Here is a 15,975-nt window from a genome sequence, read left to right as displayed (position 1 = left end):
CGGTGATCACCTGAGCCTGCTGCTCGCGAGACCCTGGAACTGATCGACAAGGCGTCTGCCCCGTACTCGTAATGAAGGGGTCTGGGGTTCGAATCCCCAAGGCGGCTCCAGTTCAAAGGCCCTCCCGGTTCGTCCAGGAGGGCCTTTTGCGTGGGCGTACAGCGGCCGGCCGAATCGGCCGCCTCGGCGCACGGGGTGCCGGCCGGTTGACGGGGCCGCGGTGCCGATGCACTCTGGGAGCGAGGGGAGTACCCCTTCGCGGCGGCCTCGTCATCACGGCACAGTACACACAGGGAAGCCCTGGAAGCCCTGTCTGTACTCCCGGGGCCGTCGGTCCGCCTGAGCGGGCGGGGGAGACCTCGGGTGATGGAACGCGCCCACCGTCGTCCGGGCGGCCATGATCGAACGGCGTTCCTTGAGACAACCGAATGGGATGACGAAATCCCATCTGAGACCCGCCAGGTGAGGGGAACTCAGCTTGCCAGTGTGCCACTGGTCGAGCTGAGCCCCCGCTTGCTCGACCCGAGCAGGCGGAGGAGTGCGGGTCATGCAGTTGTCGGTGTTCGTGATCGCGGCCGTTGTCACGCTCGCGATTCCCGCCGTGGCGATGACGGTTGTGGCGATCGTCGCGCTCCGCGGCACGCGGCCGGATGAGCGGCCCGAGATCCTGCGTGCCCTCGCGGTCCTGGCGCGGGCGAATAGAGGCTCGATCTCCGAATTGGCGCAACGCAGGCGACTGCCGTCCTCCCGGGCTGCAGAGAATGGCGGGCGGGAGCGGGCGTAGTGGCCGGTGTGCGCGGGTGGGGTCACTGTGTGTGCCGGGAGGAGGGAAGGAGACTGTAAACAGAAGGTGATTGATCGAACACTGCGAGTTGCGACATGGTGCATGAGCCCTGTTCAACGCACCCTCGGAGGGACACTCATGCTGGTTCGTCGCCTTCTGTCTGGAGCCGCCCTCGTCGTCACCGTCAGTGCGGGCCTCGTTCTGCCCGCCGCGGCTTCCGCTCCGAACCCGATGTGCATCGACGTCACCAACGACCGTGGCAACGGGGTCCGGATCTATCAGTGGGAGTGTCAGAGCGGCAACAACAATCAGAAGTTCGTGATCGACGCGGGTCAAATCAAGATCAAGGACACTCTGGGGACGTCGCGGCCGATGTGTGTCGATGTCACCAACGACCGCGGTAACGGGGTCCGGATCTACCAGTGGGAGTGTCAGGCCGGCAACAACAATCAGAAGTTCGTGATCGACGCGGGTCAAATCAAGATCAAGGACACTCTGGGGACGTCGCGGCCGATGTGTGTGGACGTCACCAACGACCGCGGTAACGGGGTCCGGATCTACCAGTGGGAGTGTCAGAGCGGCAACAACAACCAGAGGTTCGTGATCGACGCGGGTCAGATCAAGATCAAGGACACTCTGGTCTGAGCCGGCGGGTCGGTGGCGGGGGCTGGTCCGCGGTGAGCGGACCGGCCCCCGCCGTCCTTGTGCCGGACGCCGGACGCCGGACTGGTGACGGGGGGCAGAGGTCAGGTGGTGAAGTCCCGGACGAGGGTGACGAAGTCGTCGGGGCGTTCGACGCCGGAGACGTGGCCGGTGTCGAGTTCGAGGTAGGAGCTGCCGGGGATGGCGGCGTGGAGCTCGCGGGAGTTCTCCACCGGGATCAGGCCGTCGCGGGCGGCGCCGACGACCAGCGTGGGGGCCTTGATGCCGGGCAGCAGGTGGCGGAGGTCGACGCGGCGGCCGAGGTCGATCTGGCGCAGGCGGTTGGGGTGCGGCCGGAAGTACGTCGCCCGGCTCTCCAGGTCCTCGGGGTCGAGGGAGTTGAGGTAGCGGCGGCTGAAGGCGGTCAGCATGGAGAAACGGGCGAAGGCGTCCGGGGTGCCGGCCAGGCCGAGCCAGGTCTGCAGGGCGGTGCGCAGGTAGGCGTCCTCGGTGTGGGCCCAGCCGGAGACCGGGATCAGGCGGCGGACGAGTTCGGGGCGGGTGGCGGCGAGCGACAGGGCGACCACCGCGCCCAAAGAGAACCCGAGCAGGTCCACGGGGGCCTTGCCGGAGTCCTCGATGACGGCCGCGAGCTGCTCGGTCAGGCCCTCGACGGTCAGGGGGGCGCCGTCGTCCTCGACGAGGTCGCTGCCGCCGAGGTCAGGCAGGATCACGGTGTTGCGGTCGGCGAAGCGCTCGGCGACGTCGTCCCAGGTCGACGAGCCCGGGCCGGTGCCGTGCAGGAGCACCAGGCCGGGGCCGTCGCCGACGGTGCGGTAGGCGACGCGGGTCCCGGAGACGGTCAGGTGTCGGGTCATGGGCGCCACCGTGCCAGCCGGCGTCGCGGATGAGGAGCGGACCGCATTCCCTAGGACAGACAGTCCTGGACTGCGATATTTCGCGGTATTGCAGGATGGGCTCATGGATCGTGCGGAGCTTGCTGACTTCCTTCGCCGCTCGCGGGAGCGGCTGCTGCCCGGCGAGGTGGGGCTGCCGTCGGGGCCGCGTCGCCGTACGCCGGGGCTGAGGCGGGAGGAGGTGGCGCAGCTCGCGGGCATGTCGGCGGACTACCTGATGCGGTTGGAGCAGGCGCGCAGCCCGCAGCCGTCCACCCAGCTGCTGGGCGCGCTGGCGCGGGCGCTGCGGCTGACGAGCGACGAACGCGACCACCTCTACCTGCTGGCCGGGCACCGGCCGCCGGCCGGGCCGCGGGCGGGCGAGCACGTCAAGCCGAGCCTGCTCTACCTGCTCGACCGCCTCGTCGGCACACCCGCGCAGGTGCTCAGCGACCTGGGTGACGTGCTGGCGCAGAACGCCATGGCCGAGTCCCTGTTCGGATGCAGCTGCACGGTCGAGGAGCCCGATCGCAACATCGTGTGGCGCTGGTTCACCGACCCGTTCAGGCGCGAGGCATACCCGGAGGAGGAGCACGCCGAGCGCTCCCGCGTGCATGTGGCCGACCTGCGCGCGGCGGTGGTCCGCCGGGGCAACGACGAGCCGGCCCGCGCCCTGGTCGAGCGCCTGCGCCGGGCCAGCCCGGAGTTCGTCTCGTTGTGGGAACGGCACGAGGTCGCGGTACGCCGCGGCAGCCGCATGCGGGTCCGGCATCCGGCCATCGGCGCGATGGAGTTCGACTACGAGGTGCTGCTGGCCCCGGCCGAGGACCAGCGGCTGCTGATCTTCACGCCGCCGCCCGGGTCGAAGACGTTCGAGGCGCTGGAGCTGTTGCGGGTGGTGGGGCCGGAGACCGTGCACCGGAGCCACCGGTAGCCGTACGGGAGACGCCGCGTCAGCGGGCGCGTCAGGACGGCGACGGTCCCGTGTCAGCGCGGCCGGGGATGGTTGAACCATCACCGGTTCGGGGATCGGCCCGAAGGCTCTGAAAGGCGTACGAATCATGACGAACGACAGCGTTTCCGTGGACAACGTGGCCGAGCGCCCGGAGCTGCAGAAGATCCTCCAGGAGATCGTGGACGCCGGTTTCGTCGGCGTGCAGATGCGGGTGAACGACGAGCGGGGCGAGTGGGTCGGCACCGCCGGGGTGCGCGAGCTGGGCGGCCTCGCCGAGCCGCCGGCGGACGGGCGGTTCCGGGTCGGCAGCGTCACCAAGACCTTCACAGCGGCCCTGGTCCTGAGCCTGGTGGCCGACGGCGTGCTCGGCCTGGACGATGTCGTGGACGACCACCTGCCCGAGTTCGGGCTGGACCGGCGGATCACCGTGCGGATGTTGCTCCAGCACACCAGCGGCGTGTTCAACTTCACCGGCGAGTACTACGAGGACGGCACCGTCGTGCCGGGGATCGTCTGGTCGGGCAAGGAGTGGGTGGAGAACCGCTTCAGGACCTACCAGCCGCAGGAACTGGTACGGCTCGCGCTGTCCAAGCCCGCCCGCTTCGAGCCGGGGACGGACTGGAGCTACTCCAACACCAACTACGTCCTGGCCAGGCTGCTGATCGAGAAGGTCACCGGCCGGCCGCTGGCCGAGGAGATGCGGCTGCGCGTCCTGGACCCGCTCGGGCTGCCGGACACCGTCGTGCCGGACACCGACACGGAGATCGCCGGCCCGCACGCCCACGCCTACTACCGCTACGAGGAGGACGGCCAGGACAAGACGGTCGACGTCACCCGTCAGAACCCCTCCTGGATCTCCACCGGCGGCGACATGATCTCGACCACCCGGGACCTGCACACGTTCATCTCCGGGCTGATGGGCGGCCGGCTCCTGCCGTCCTCGCTGCTGGACGAGATGCGCGCCGCGCATCCCAAGGTCGGCTACGGCCTGGGGGTGTTCGTCCAGGACGCGGACCCCGACACCGGCACCCTCATCACGCACAACGGTGGCATTTCGGGCTCGGCGGCGCTGATGTACAGCACGCCCGACGGCCGCAGGACCCTGACCGCCTCGGTGACCTACGTGGACGACGCCGCGATGTCCCAGGCGGCGGCGTTCCAGGAGGTCGTGCAGCGGCTGGTCAAGGAGGTCTTCGGCCAGGCGGCCTCCTAGGGGCCGGGCCGGACGGCGGGCGGCCCGGTCCCGATCCGCCGCACCGGTCGGGTCGGACGGCGAGCGGCCCGATGCCGGTCCGCCGCACCGGTCGGGTCGGACGGCGAGCGGCCTCGTGGCGGGCCGCCGCGCCGGCGGTCCGCCGCCTTGACAGGGGCCCTTGCGCGCCAGAGGGAAATCGTCTAACTCTTAGGAAGGTTTCCTTTTTAATGGAAGGCGCGCAGAGTGGCCGCTACCCCCCGATCCGGCGCCCTGAAGCTCGTCCTGGCGGCTCTGTGCCTCCTGCTGGCCACCGCCTGCGGCGCGGCCGGGGCCCAGGCTCCTCCGGTGAACGCCCAGGACGTGATGTTCGTGCAGATGATGGTGCAGCACCACCGTCAGGGCATAGAGATCGCCAAGCTCGGCAGTCAACGGGCCACGAACGACCAGCTCCGGATCCTGGTGGCCGCCGTGGCCAGCACGCAGCAGGACGAGGTCGAGATGATGCTGCGCTGGCTGTACGCCTGGGAGCAGCCGCTCACCGCCGCCTCCGGCGCCCACGACCACCACGGCGGCATGCCGGAGACCGACCGCAAGCAGATCAGGGCGCTGAAGAAGTCGAAGTCCTTCGAGCACGACCTGATGACCCTGCTGATCGCGCATCAGGGCGACGCGATCAAGATGGCGGACACCGAGGTCGCCTCCGGCGCGGACCCGGCGGTCAAGGAGTGGGCGGGGCAGGTGCAGGCGTCCCGCAAGGCGCAGATCGACCTGATGAAGGACCTGCTCAAGCGCTGATCGGGGAAGATCCCCGGTCGGCGTAGACGTGCGTCGGATTAAGTGATTAGATCACTTGATATGTCCGAGGTTGCGCGGCCGACGCTTTCCGACGCTCTGACCGAGCGCATGCTGGAGCTCATCCGTAGTGGAGGGCACCGGCCGGGCGACAGGCTGCCCTCCACCAGGGAGCTCTCCCAGCGTTTCGCCGTCACCACCCCGACGCTGCGCGAAGCGCTGCGCAGGCTGGAGGCCACCGGAGCCATCGAGCTGCGGCACGGCTCGGGCATCTACGTCGGCGCCGACATTGAGCGGCTCGTGCTGCCCAACCCCAACATGCGCGAGATGCACGCCGCCCAGCTCCTCGAACTGCTCGGCGCGCGGATCGTGATCGAGCCGCCGCTGGCCGCCATGGCCGCCGAGCACGCCGAGGGCGCGGAGCTGGCCGCGCTCAAGCGGGTGCTCGACCAGGCCGGCCGGCACCTGCGCGGCGAGGACGCCGAGCTGCACGAGGCCAACATGTCCTTCCACCGGGCGACCGCGCGGATGGCGGGCAACAGCGTGCTGCACGAGGTCGTCGACTCGCTGCTCACCGTCCACGGGCCGGAGCAGCGGGAGATCCTGCAGATCTTCGACGACCGGCGCCGCGACTACGAGGAGCACCTGGCCATCCTGGAGGCCATCGAAGCGCGTGACGCCGCCGAGGCGCAGGCGCGCATGCGGGCCCATCTGGTCGACGTCCGGACCGTCGTCGAACAGAGGTTGCCACCCAGATAGAGCAAGTCCCCCCGAAAGAGCAAGGAGGCCGGCCATGTTCCGGTCACGTGTGGCCACGCTCGGCGTGGCGGCGCTGGTCCTGACCGCCTGCGGCGGCAACAGCGCCGAGGCGCCGAAGAAGAAGACCGAACTGACGCTCTACAACGACAAGGGCGCCTGGACGAAATACTTCGACGAGATGGGCGCGCTGTCCAAGCAGCAGATCGGCCTGGGCATGAAGCCGACGGGATACACCGACTCCGCGCAGTACCAGGCCTTCATCAAGGCGTCGTTCCGCACGGACGTGAAGCCCGACCTGTTCACCTGGCAGACCGGGGGGATGCTGGCGGAGATCGTCAAGCAGAAGCAGGTGGCCGACACGACGGCCGTCTGGCAGGAGGCGATCAAGGCGGGCGACCTGTCGCAGGACCTCGCCCCGTACTACACCATCGGCGGCAAGCAGTACTGCGTGCCGATGAACGTCGCCTACTGGGGCATGTTCTACAACAAGAAGATCTTCGACAAGTACGGCCTGAAGCCCCCGCAGACGTGGGACGAGCTGGTCCAGGCCGCCGAGACCCTGAAGAAGAACGGCGTCAAGGCCTTCTACCACACCAGCGTGCTGTTCTCCTTCGTCTGGTTCGAGCAGCTCCTGGCCGGCTCCGACCCCGACCTGTACGACCGGCTGTCCACGGGCCAGGCCAAGTACACCGACCCGGGTGTGGTGCAGGTGATGGAGAAGTGGAAGTCGCTCATCGACGCCGGATATTTCATGAACCCGGGTGACAAGACCGACCCCGGGGACGTCATGAAGACCGGCAAGGCGGCGATGGTCTCCTTCGGCACCTGGTTCAGCACCAGCATGACGCAGCGCGACCTGAAGTCCGGCACCGACTACGGATTCTTCGTCATCCCCAACGTGAACCCCGCGCTGCCGAAGACCTCGATGATCTTCGAGAGCGGGCCGCTGTGCTCGCTCGCCAAGGGCGCCGACCCCGACTCCAGCTTGAAGTACCTCAAGTGGTGGACCACCGCCGACGCCCAGAAGAAGTGGGCCACCACCAGGGGCGACGTGAGCGCCAACCCGAAGGTCGAGATCGCCGACGAAGCGCTCGGCGCGGTCACCAAGGACGCGGGCGGCGGCAAGTACCGCCTGGTCAACCGCTACTTCGAAGCCACGCCGCCGCCGGTGCTGACCGCCGCTCTCGACGGCTTCGGCAAGTTCGTCACCGAGCCCGGCACGTACAAGGAAGTGTTGGACACCATCCAGAAGGCCGCCGACGAGTACTGGGCCACGCATCAGTGATGAGCGCCCGGACCCCGATGCTGGGCCGGTTCAGGCACGGTTACGTGGCGCCCGCGGCCGTGCTGGTCGCGGGGCTGCTCTACGCGCCGTTCCTGTGGACGGCCTACCTGAGCCTCACCCGCTACGACGGCCTGGAGCCCCCGGCGTGGGCCGGCGTGCACAACTTCGTCAAGCTGCTGGACGACCCCGCGCTGCTCACCTCGACCCGCAACACGCTCATCTGGGTGGCCGGCACGATGGTGCTGCCGGTCGGGCTCGGCCTGCTGGTCGCGGTGCTGTCCTACGACATCAAGGGCGGCGCCTGGTACCGGGTGCCGTTCATGTTGCCGTACGCGCTGAGCGGCGCGGGCCTGGCCATGGTGTGGAGCCCGGTGTTGTCCCACGACGGGATCGCCAACCGGCTGCTCGGCGTGGACACCGCGTTCCTCCAGGTCGCGCCGGACAACACGCTGGCCATGCTGCTGGTGTGGACCTGGCAGCAGCTCGGCGTGAACACGCTGCTGTTCGTCGTGGGCCTGCAGTCCATCCCCAAGGAGCCCATCGAGGCGGCCCGCCTGGACGGCGCCTCCGGCTGGCGGCTGTTCCGGCACGTGATCTGGCCGCTGATGCGCCCGCTGACCGCGGTCGTGGTCGGGCTGGCCCTGGTGGCGAGCCTGAAGACGTTCGACATCGTGTGGGTGCTGACGCAGGGCGGCCCGGGACGCAACTCCGAGACGCTGGCGGTGACCATGTACCGCGACACCTTCGTGGCCAGTGACTACGGCTACGGCTCGGCGGTCGCGGTGCTGCTCACCGTGGTCACCGGGCTGGCCTCCTACCTCTACCTGAAGCGGCAGGTGCGATGATCCGGCGCATCGTGCTCATCGTGCTCGGGCTGATCTGGCTCGGCCCGACCTACCTGCTCGTCGTCAACGCCTCCAGGCCGGCGGCCTCGTACGACCCGGCCAGCGCGTGGGCGCCGTCCGGCGACTTCGCGCTGCTGGACAACTTCGGCCGCGCCCTGGACAGCGCCGACCTGACCGGCAGCCTGGCCAGCACCGCGCTTTACGCGGTCGTCTCGCCGCTGCTCGGCGTGCTGATCGGGGCGCTGGCCGGCTACACGATCGTGGTGCTGCGGCTGCGCCACGGGTTCTGGTGGTTCCTGCTGATCTTCGGCGGCACCGTGTTCCCGTCGCAGATGCTGCTCGTGCCGCTGTTCGTCGGCTACAGCGACGCCGGCCTGTACGACAGCAGGCTCGGCATGATCCTGATCTACACCGCCATCAACGTGCCGCTGGCCGCGTTCGTGCTGCGCAACTTCTACACGGGGGTCGCGTTCTCGATCTTCGAGGCGGCCCGCATGGACGGCGCGTCCACGTGGCGCATCTTCTGGCGCATCTACCTGCCGATCTCGCTCAGCGCGCTGACGGCGGTGTTCATCCTGGAGTTCACCTTCATCTGGAACGACCTCATCTTCGGCCTGACGCTGACCCAGACCGAGAGCGTACGGCCGGTCATGACCGCCCTGGCCGGGCTGATGACCGACGTCTACGCCGGCACCCCGGTCCCCGTCGGCCTGGCGGCGGGCCTGGTGGTCTCGCTGCCGACGGTCGTGCTGTTCCTGGCCACCCAGCGCCTCTTCGCACGGGGCCTGTCCCTAGGGAGTGTTTAGATGACGAGCCGGTTGCTGCAGCGGAGCCTGGGTAGCCCCGACTACGACGGGATCAGGCAGGCGCTGCGCAACGACACCTCGACCCCGGTGATCAGCGCGCGCGGGCTGGAGGTGCGGGTCGCGGTGCTGCCGCTGTTCACGCACGACGGCCGCCAGGCGGTCAGGGTGTCCAGCACGCAACCCCTGACCCACGTGCTGGTGGGCGTCGACAGCGCCTCCGGCACGGACGTGACGCTGCTGGTGCCCGAGGTGGACGCGCCGCGCACGCTCACCCTGGAGTGCCGCGACGACGCCGGCGTGGTCGGCAGCGCGCAGGTCACGGTCACCCCGCAGCGCAGGTGGAGCGTGTTCGTCGTGCACCACTCGCACCTGGACATCGGCTACACCGACCCCCAGGGCACGGTGCTCCGCCACCACCTCGACTACCTCGACGCGGCCGTGCGGCTGGCCGAGGAGACCGCCTCCTGGCCGGACGACGCCAAGTTCCGCTGGACGGTCGAGTCGTCGATGCCCGCGCTCAAATGGCTCGACGCCCGGCCGGCCGGGCAGGTCGAGTCGTTCGCCGCGCTGGCCAGGGCGGGCGTGATCGAGGTGACCGCGCTGCCGTTCCAGCTGCACACCGAGGCGTGCTCGACCGAGGAGCTCTACCGCCAGCTCCGCTTCACCGCCCAGCTCCAGGACCGGTACGGCTTTGCCACCAGGTCCGCCATGCACACCGACGTGCCGGGCGCGGTCGTCGGCCTGGTGGACGCGCTCAACGCCTCAGGCGTGCGTTATCTGGCCGCCGCGCACAACTGGGCCGGGCGGTCGGTGCCGTACCTGCACGGCGGCGACAAGCTGACCAGGCCGTTCCGGTGGCGGGCGCCGAGCGGGAACGAGCTGCTCGTGTGGTTCACCGACACGCCGCACGGGATGGCGTACATGGAGGGCAACACGGTCGGGCTGACCGACTCCTACGAGCTGGCCGACGACCTGCTGCCGCGCTACCTGTCGGCGCTGGCCACGCGGGGCTACCCGTACGGGCCGGGGACGTTCGGGTGGCAGGGGCCGGACGCGCCGCGCGAGCCGTACGAGCTGGACGTGCTGCACCTGCGGGTGCAGGGCGCGCACGCCGACAACGCCGGGCCGTCGATCGTGCCCGCCTCCATCGCCCGCCGGTGGAACGAGACGTGGGCCTGGCCGCGCCTGCGCTCGGCGGTCAACAGCGACTTCTTCGAGCACGTCGAGGAGCGCTACCACGACCGCCTGGCCGTGCACGAGGGCGACTGGACCGACTGGTGGGCCGACGGGCTCGGCTCGGGCGCCCGCCCGCTCGGCTACGTGCGCCGCGCCCAGTCGGCCCTGCGCGTCGCCGAGACCCTGCACACGATCGCCGGCACGGACGCCACGGACGAGATCGACGCGGCCTACGACAAGGTCGCCCTGTTCAACGAGCACACCTGGGGCGCGGCCAACCCGTGGGAGGACGCCGAGGAGGCGGGCGACTCCGGCGGCCTGCAGTGGACCCGCAAGTCGTCGGGCGCCTACCAGGCCCAGGACGACGCCTCCGACCTGCTGCACGCCGCCACCCGCCGCTTCGCCGCCGCCCTCTCCTCCCCGGCCCCGGAGAGCGCGGGCGCGGAAGGCGCTGCCCTGGCCGCCTTCGCCGTGTTCAACCCCGGCACCAGGGCGCGCACCGACGTGGTGCGCGCGTTCCTGCCGCGCGACGTGGTGGCCGTGGACGTGCCGATCGCGCTGGTCGACGCCCGTACCGGTGAGACCGTGCCGCACCACGAGGAGTACGTCGACCCCGACGACTGGCCGACCCGCCCGATCGGCCGGCACGTGCACGCGGTCGTGCCGGACGTCCCAGGCTTCGGCTACGCGCGGCTGGACGTCGTCCGCGGGCCGGGCCAGGCCCCCGAGCCGGTCGAGCCGGACCTGGACGGCGTGATCGAGAACGAGTTCTACCGGGTCGCCTACGACGTCCGCGAGGGCCACATCAGCTCGATCTTCGACAAGTCCGCCGGGCGCGAGCTGGTCAACGGCGACGCCGCCGCCGGCTTCGGCCAGTACGTCTACGACCGCTACGCCACCGCCCCGCACTTCAACCACCTGTCGGGCCACGTCGGGGCGCACGACAGGACGCTCCTCGGCGACCGGGCCGTCGCCCGCAACGCGACGATCGTCAGGGCCGTGCGCACGGCGGCCGGCGAGAAGCTGGTCGTCGAGCTCCACGGCAAGGGCGTCGACTGGCTGCGCACCACGATCGAGCTGCACCGGGGCGTGCCCAGGCTCGACCTGACCTACCAGCTCGCCAAGCAGGGCACCCCGGCCAAGGAGGCGGTGTTCCTGGCGTTCCCGTTCGCGACCGGCCCGGCCACGGCCTGGGAGCTGACCGGCGGGGTCGGCGGCCCCGGCGTGCCGCGCGTGCCCGGTTCGGCCGAGTACATGTTGCCGATCAGGCACTGGATCGCCTTCGAGGACCCCGAGCTGACCGTCGCCTGGGCCACCCTGGAAGCGCCGCTGGTGCAGCTCGGCACCATCCACATGCCGTACGCGCCGTTCCCGCCCACGCTCGACCAGGAGGACGGCACGGTCTACTCCTGGGCGCTCAACAACATCTGGGACACCAACTTCCCGGCCCAGCAGCAGGGCGAGACCACCTTCCGGTACGCCGTCACCTCGGCGGCCGGCGTCAAGGGCAGCAGGCTGGGGGCGGCGGCGGCCTCGGGGCTGACCGAGCCGTTCGTCGGCGCGCTGATCACCGGCGGTCCCGGGGCCACCGAGACCTACGCCTCGGTGGACCACCCCGACGTGCTGATCACCTCGATCGGCCGGGTGGACGGCGAGCAGGTGGTCCGGTTGCAGTCGCTGGCCGCCGAGCCGGTGACGGCGACGGTCACGGTCCCTGGACGGGATCCGGTCGAGGTCCGGCTGCCCGCCTGCGGGGTCGCCGTCGTCGGAGGGAAGCGCGCGTGAAGATCGTTGACATCCGGGCCACGACGGTCGCCGTCCCGCTGGAGGCGCCGCTGCGGCACAGCAACGGCGCCCACTGGGGCCGGTTCGTGCGCACGATCGTCGAGGTCGAGGCCGACAACGGGCTGGTCGGCCTGGGGGAGATGGGCGGCGGTGGGGAGAGCGCGGAGTCGGCCTTCCGGGCGCTCGTCCCGTACCTGAAGGGGCACAACCCGTTCGAGCTGGAGGCGCTGCGCTTCAAGATCGCCAATCCGACCGCCTCGCTCTACAACAACCGCACCCAGCTCCTGGCCGCCGTCGAGTTCGCCTGCCTCGACCTCGTCGGGCAGCACTTGGGCGTGCCCGTCCACGACCTGCTGGGCGGGCGGCTGCGGGACACGGTCCCGTTCGCCTCCTACCTGTTCTTCCGGTACGCCGCCGACGGCCATCCGGAGATCCGCACCCCCGCCCAGCTCGTCGAGCACGCGGCCCGGCTCAAGCAGGCGCACGGGTTCACCGTGCACAAGCTCAAGGGCGGCGTCTTCCCGCCGGACTACGAGCTGGAGTGCTACCGGGCCCTGGCCGAGGCGTTCCCGGACGACCGGCTCAGGTACGACCCCAACGCCGTCCTGTCGGTGGCCGAGGGGCTGCGGTTCGGCCGGGCCATCGAGGGGCTGAACAACGACTACCTGGAGGACCCCGTCTGGGGGATGGAGGGGCTCAGGGCCGTCCGGGAGCAGGTCAGGGTGCCCCTCGCCACCAACACGGTGGTCGTCAACTTCGAGCAGCTCGCCTCCAACGTGCTGCGCAGGTCCGCCGACGTGGTGCTGCTGGACACGACGTTCTGGGGCGGGGTCCGGCCGTGTGTGAAGGCGGCGGGGGTGTGCGACACGTTCCAGGTCGGGGTGGCCGTGCACTCCTCGGGCGAGCTCGGCATCCAGCTCGCGACCATGCTGCACCTCGGCGCGGTGCTGCCGAACCTCACCTACGCCGCCGACGCCCACTACCACCAGCTGCGCGACGACGTGATCGAGGGCGGCAGGCTGCCGTACGCGGACGGCGCCATCGCCGTGCCCTCCGGGCCGGGGCTCGGGGTGCGTCTCGACCCCGATCGCGTGGCCCGCTACGCCGAGTTCTACCGGGAGACCGGCGGCTATCCCTACGACCGCGACCCGGGGCGTCCCGGCTGGTACGCCACCGTCCCGAACGAGCGTTTCGCCGACCCCGCGATCTCGGTGGACGTTGCCCCATAATTGGCCGCTATGTCCGACGAAGTACAGACAAAGAAGCCCGCCGACCACCTCGTCACCACCCGGCACACCCTGCCGACCGGTCAGGCGTACACCGCCACCACCGGAACCATGGTGGTGCGCGAGGAGGTGTTCACGGACGGCACGTTCGACGGCCACCGCCCGAAGGCCGAGGTGTTCCTCACCTCCTACACCCTCGACGACGCCGACCCGCTGACCAGGCCGGTCACGTTCGCCTTCAACGGCGGGCCGGGGTCGTCGAGCGTGTGGCTGCACCTCGGCATCCTCGGACCGCGCCGGGTCGTGATGGGGGACGCGGGCGCGCTCCTGCCGCCGCCGTACGCGCTGGCCGACAACGACGAGACCCTGCTCAAGGTGAGCGACCTGGTCGTCATCGACCCGATGTCCACCGGCTACTCGCGGGCGGCCGAGGGCGAGAAGGCCGAGCCGTACCACGGGTTCAGCGGCGACGTGGAGTCGGTCGGCGAGGTGATCCGGCTCTGGACGACCAGGAACGCGCGGTGGATGTCGCCGAAGTTCCTGGCCGGCGAGTCGTACGGCACGGTCAGGGCGGCCGGGCTGGCCGACCACCTCCAGTCGCGCCACGGCATGTACCTCAACGGCGTGATGCTGATCTCCTCGGTGCTCGACTACGCGACCGTCGAGTTCAACGAGGGCAACGACGTGGCCTACGCCCTCTATCTCCCGACCTATGCCGCCATCGCGCACTATCACGGGCTGCACGGCGACCGCCCGCTGGCCGACGTGCTGCGCGAGGCCGAGGAGTACGCCTCCCGGGACTACCCGTGGGCCCTGGCCCGCGGCAACCGCCTCACGGCCGAAGAGCGCGCCGCCGCGGTCTCCAGGGTCGCCGCCCTGTCCGGCCTGTCGGAGGACTACGTCGACCGCGTGGACCTGCGCATCGAGCACATCCGCTTCTTCACCGAGCTGCTGCGCGAGCGCCGGCTGACCGTCGGCAGGCTCGACGGCCGCTTCACCGGCTGGGACCCCGACGGCGGGCGCGAGCACTTCGTCTCCGACCCGAGCATGAACGCCATCACCGGCCCCTACAGCGCCGCGCTCAACCACTACCTGCGGACCGAGCTGGAGTACGCCAACGACCTGCCCTACGAGATCCTCAGCTCGCGGGTGCACCCGTGGTCGTACAAGGAGTTCGAGGGCGTGCACGTCAGCGTGACCGACCGGCTCGGCGCCGCCATGCGCACCAACCCGCACCTGCGCGTGCACGTGGCCTGCGGCTACCACGACGGCGCCACGCCGTACTACGCGGCCGAGCACGCCTTCGCCCACCTGCCCGTGCCCGCCGAGCTGGCCGCCAACGTCGAGTTCAAGTACTACGAGGCCGGCCACATGATGTACGCGCACGAGCCCAGCAGGCTGCGCCAGTCAGCCGACCTGGCGGCCTTCGTGCTCGGACAGCAGGCGTGAGGCGCGCTCCAGCCGCTGCCGCAGGCTGGCCGCGAGCGCGTCGAAGCGTTCCCGGTTGTCCCGGATGACCGCGCGCTGAAGCTCGGCGTCGGCCGAGAACCAGGCGGCGACCAGGCCCGAGGCCCACTTGCAGGTCGTGTCGGCGACGGCCGTCAGCTTCTCCTCCTCGCTCACGTCCGGCTTCTCCAGGTTCCAGCGGGAGTCGGCGATGGCCGACTCCGGGTCGGGGTAGGGGTGTCCCGCCTGGGTCATGCACGACTGCCAGCGCCTGGTCGCCGCGGCCACGCCGCCGTGCTTGGCGGCCTGTTCGAGGGTGAGTGAGTCCTGCAGGCCCAGCCAGGGCCAGTCCGCCTGGCGGGTGCCCCTCTCCAGCTCGGCGGAGGCGCGGTCGAGGCAGCCGCGGTCGGCGGCGGTGCCGTACAGGCGGTGGCGGGTGTGCTTGGGCAGCTTGTTGACCCAGGAGCCGGTGGTGTCCGGGGACGGGGGCCTGGCCAGGTGGTAGCCGTACCGCTGGGCGGCCGAGGTGTCCACGACGCCGTAGCGGCGGGAGTTGCCCGGGTCGATCGCCGCCAGCTCGGCGGCGTCCTCCGCGGGTGGGGTGACGGTGAGGCCGCGGCGGCTCATGCACCGCGCGACCAGGTGGTTGTGGGCATTGCCCAGGACGGCCCGCTGCTCGGGAGTCGGCTTGTAGGCGTCGAACGGCAACACGAGCTGCGACACCGAGGTCACGCCCGCCGGGGGCCGCTCGCGTACGGGCTCGCCGGCGGCGCAGGCCGCGACGGACAGCAGCAGCGCGCCCGCGAGGAGGCCGCGACAGCCGGTTTCCGGCGGCCAAGCCCGGAAACCGGCACTCCCGTTATTTCTCAGCGGCACCAGATGTCGATCGAGCTGGTGCGGTTGTTGCCGATGGCGTTGTTCGACAGGTAACCGTCGTTGGAGTTGTGGGTGAAGGTGCTGTGCGCACCGGTGTAGTCGGCGTGCTGCCAGAGGGTGGCGCTGCAGCCGACCCGGTTCCTGACGGAGCTGGTCTCGTTGTCCATGCTGTGCCAGGTGTTGCTGAAGTCCCAGTTCAGCCAGTTGTTGTCGGCCAGGTCGGAGTCGTCGGCCGTGAAGTCGCGCCAGTGGTCGCTCTGGCCCCGGTTGTAGTCGAAACCGGCGTACAGGCAGACGCGGCCGCCGTAGCACGTCGAGCGTGGGCTGGCCTCAGCCGCGGCAGCCGGGACGACCACGGTGAACAGCGCGGCCGCGGCGATGAAGCCGGCGGCCTTCTTGGTGAGCCTCACAGGTCTCTCCTAGATCGGTGAGTCGTTTCGGAACCCGTACCAAGCGTGCTGTGAGGGGGCTCGGGACCCACCCTCGAATACACGCAGAGACCTTGGT

General features: G+C 70.3%; 15 protein-coding genes. 12 read left to right on the top strand and 3 right to left on the bottom strand.

The genetic code is table 11. The annotated features are described in order from the left end of the window. Positions 1–547 precede the first annotated feature (547 nt). Positions 548–784 (top strand): hypothetical protein, encoded by a 237-nt coding sequence (locus ACFYUV_RS24635; RefSeq protein ID WP_387671563.1) that lies wholly within the window; start codon positions 548–550, stop codon positions 782–784. A gap of 138 nt (positions 785–922) precedes the next feature. Further along, a complete protein-coding gene (locus tag ACFYUV_RS24630) occupies positions 923–1,429 on the top strand; it encodes an RICIN domain-containing protein (protein ID WP_387671561.1) in 507 nt (168 codons plus the stop codon). 101 nt (positions 1,430–1,530) lie between these two features. Here ACFYUV_RS24630 and ACFYUV_RS24625 read toward each other — a convergent pair whose 3' ends face one another. Continuing rightward, positions 1,531–2,304: an alpha/beta fold hydrolase gene (locus ACFYUV_RS24625; protein ID WP_387671559.1), complete on the bottom strand. Its 774-nt coding sequence runs from the start codon at positions 2,302–2,304 to the stop codon at positions 1,531–1,533. A gap of 103 nt (positions 2,305–2,407) precedes the next feature. On the opposite strand from ACFYUV_RS24625, the gene ACFYUV_RS24620 reads away from it, so the two are divergent. The 10 genes from ACFYUV_RS24620 to ACFYUV_RS24575 all read left to right on the top strand — a co-directional run bounded on the left by ACFYUV_RS24620 (position 2,408) and on the right by ACFYUV_RS24575 (position 14,595). Continuing rightward, entirely contained in the window at positions 2,408–3,256 is an 849-nt protein-coding gene (locus tag ACFYUV_RS24620) for a helix-turn-helix transcriptional regulator (RefSeq protein WP_387671557.1), read from the top strand. Between the two features lie 127 nt (positions 3,257–3,383). Further along, complete coding sequence (locus ACFYUV_RS24615; protein ID WP_387671555.1) at positions 3,384–4,490, top strand: serine hydrolase domain-containing protein; 1,107 nt, start codon at positions 3,384–3,386, stop codon at positions 4,488–4,490. A gap of 225 nt (positions 4,491–4,715) precedes the next feature. Continuing rightward, positions 4,716–5,267: a DUF305 domain-containing protein gene (locus tag ACFYUV_RS24610; RefSeq protein WP_387671554.1), complete on the top strand. Its 552-nt coding sequence runs from the start codon at positions 4,716–4,718 to the stop codon at positions 5,265–5,267. A 60-nt stretch (positions 5,268–5,327) separates the two neighbouring features. Then, complete coding sequence (locus tag ACFYUV_RS24605; RefSeq protein ID WP_352318565.1) at positions 5,328–6,023, top strand: FadR/GntR family transcriptional regulator; 696 nt, start codon at positions 5,328–5,330, stop codon at positions 6,021–6,023. Between the two features lie 34 nt (positions 6,024–6,057). Next, complete coding sequence (locus tag ACFYUV_RS24600; RefSeq protein WP_387671552.1) at positions 6,058–7,308, top strand: ABC transporter substrate-binding protein; 1,251 nt, start codon at positions 6,058–6,060, stop codon at positions 7,306–7,308. Beyond that, positions 7,308–8,153 (top strand): carbohydrate ABC transporter permease, encoded by an 846-nt coding sequence (locus ACFYUV_RS24595; protein WP_387671550.1) that lies wholly within the window; start codon positions 7,308–7,310, stop codon positions 8,151–8,153. Before ACFYUV_RS24600 ends, ACFYUV_RS24595 begins: the two co-directional genes overlap by 1 nt. Beyond that, on the top strand, positions 8,150–8,959 hold the full coding sequence (locus ACFYUV_RS24590; protein ID WP_387671549.1) for a carbohydrate ABC transporter permease: 810 nt from the start codon (positions 8,150–8,152) through the stop codon (positions 8,957–8,959). Before ACFYUV_RS24595 ends, ACFYUV_RS24590 begins: the two co-directional genes overlap by 4 nt. Further along, positions 8,960–11,920: a glycoside hydrolase family 38 C-terminal domain-containing protein gene (locus ACFYUV_RS24585; protein ID WP_387671548.1), complete on the top strand. Its 2,961-nt coding sequence runs from the start codon at positions 8,960–8,962 to the stop codon at positions 11,918–11,920. It begins immediately after the preceding gene. Continuing rightward, positions 11,917–13,149, top strand: a complete 1,233-nt coding sequence (locus ACFYUV_RS24580) for an enolase C-terminal domain-like protein (RefSeq protein ID WP_387671547.1) — start codon at positions 11,917–11,919, stop codon at positions 13,147–13,149. The genes ACFYUV_RS24585 and ACFYUV_RS24580 overlap by 4 nt, the downstream gene beginning before the upstream one ends. 9 nt (positions 13,150–13,158) lie before the next feature. Then, complete coding sequence (locus ACFYUV_RS24575; protein ID WP_387671546.1) at positions 13,159–14,595, top strand: S10 family peptidase; 1,437 nt, start codon at positions 13,159–13,161, stop codon at positions 14,593–14,595. Here the strand turns inward: ACFYUV_RS24575 and ACFYUV_RS24570 are convergent. Both ACFYUV_RS24570 and ACFYUV_RS24565 read right to left on the bottom strand, forming a co-directional pair. After that, positions 14,554–15,468, bottom strand: a complete 915-nt coding sequence (locus tag ACFYUV_RS24570; protein ID WP_387671545.1) for a hypothetical protein — start codon at positions 15,466–15,468, stop codon at positions 14,554–14,556. The two genes, ACFYUV_RS24575 and ACFYUV_RS24570, sit on opposite strands and share 42 nt — an antisense overlap. Further along, complete coding sequence (locus tag ACFYUV_RS24565) at positions 15,459–15,878, bottom strand: peptidase inhibitor family I36 protein (RefSeq protein ID WP_358291533.1); 420 nt, start codon at positions 15,876–15,878, stop codon at positions 15,459–15,461. Before ACFYUV_RS24565 ends, ACFYUV_RS24570 begins: the two co-directional genes overlap by 10 nt. Positions 15,879–15,975: the final 97 nt, after the last annotated feature.

Origin of the sequence: Nonomuraea sp. NPDC003560 (genome assembly GCF_042878785.1) — a bacterium.
GTDB lineage: Bacteria > Actinomycetota > Actinomycetes > Streptosporangiales > Streptosporangiaceae > Nonomuraea.
This window is presented reverse-complemented; position numbering and strand designations above follow the sequence as displayed.

Excerpts from the sequence above, each read along its gene's own strand:
- ACFYUV_RS24635 (WP_387671563.1), top strand. The coding sequence starts at position 548 with ATGCAGTTGTCGGTGTTCGTGATCGCGGCCGTTGTCACGCTCGCGATT.
- ACFYUV_RS24630 (WP_387671561.1), top strand. The coding sequence starts at position 923 with ATGCTGGTTCGTCGCCTTCTGTCTGGAGCCGCCCTCGTCGTCACCGTC.
- ACFYUV_RS24625 (WP_387671559.1), bottom strand. The coding sequence starts at position 2,304 with ATGACCCGACACCTGACCGTCTCCGGGACCCGCGTCGCCTACCGCACC.
- ACFYUV_RS24620 (WP_387671557.1), top strand. The coding sequence starts at position 2,408 with ATGGATCGTGCGGAGCTTGCTGACTTCCTTCGCCGCTCGCGGGAGCGG.
- ACFYUV_RS24615 (WP_387671555.1), top strand. The coding sequence starts at position 3,384 with ATGACGAACGACAGCGTTTCCGTGGACAACGTGGCCGAGCGCCCGGAG.
- ACFYUV_RS24605 (WP_352318565.1), top strand. The coding sequence starts at position 5,328 with ATGTCCGAGGTTGCGCGGCCGACGCTTTCCGACGCTCTGACCGAGCGC.
- ACFYUV_RS24600 (WP_387671552.1), top strand. The coding sequence starts at position 6,058 with ATGTTCCGGTCACGTGTGGCCACGCTCGGCGTGGCGGCGCTGGTCCTG.
- ACFYUV_RS24595 (WP_387671550.1), top strand. The coding sequence starts at position 7,308 with ATGAGCGCCCGGACCCCGATGCTGGGCCGGTTCAGGCACGGTTACGTG.
- ACFYUV_RS24590 (WP_387671549.1), top strand. The coding sequence starts at position 8,150 with ATGATCCGGCGCATCGTGCTCATCGTGCTCGGGCTGATCTGGCTCGGC.
- ACFYUV_RS24585 (WP_387671548.1), top strand. The coding sequence starts at position 8,960 with ATGACGAGCCGGTTGCTGCAGCGGAGCCTGGGTAGCCCCGACTACGAC.
- ACFYUV_RS24575 (WP_387671546.1), top strand. The coding sequence starts at position 13,159 with ATGTCCGACGAAGTACAGACAAAGAAGCCCGCCGACCACCTCGTCACC.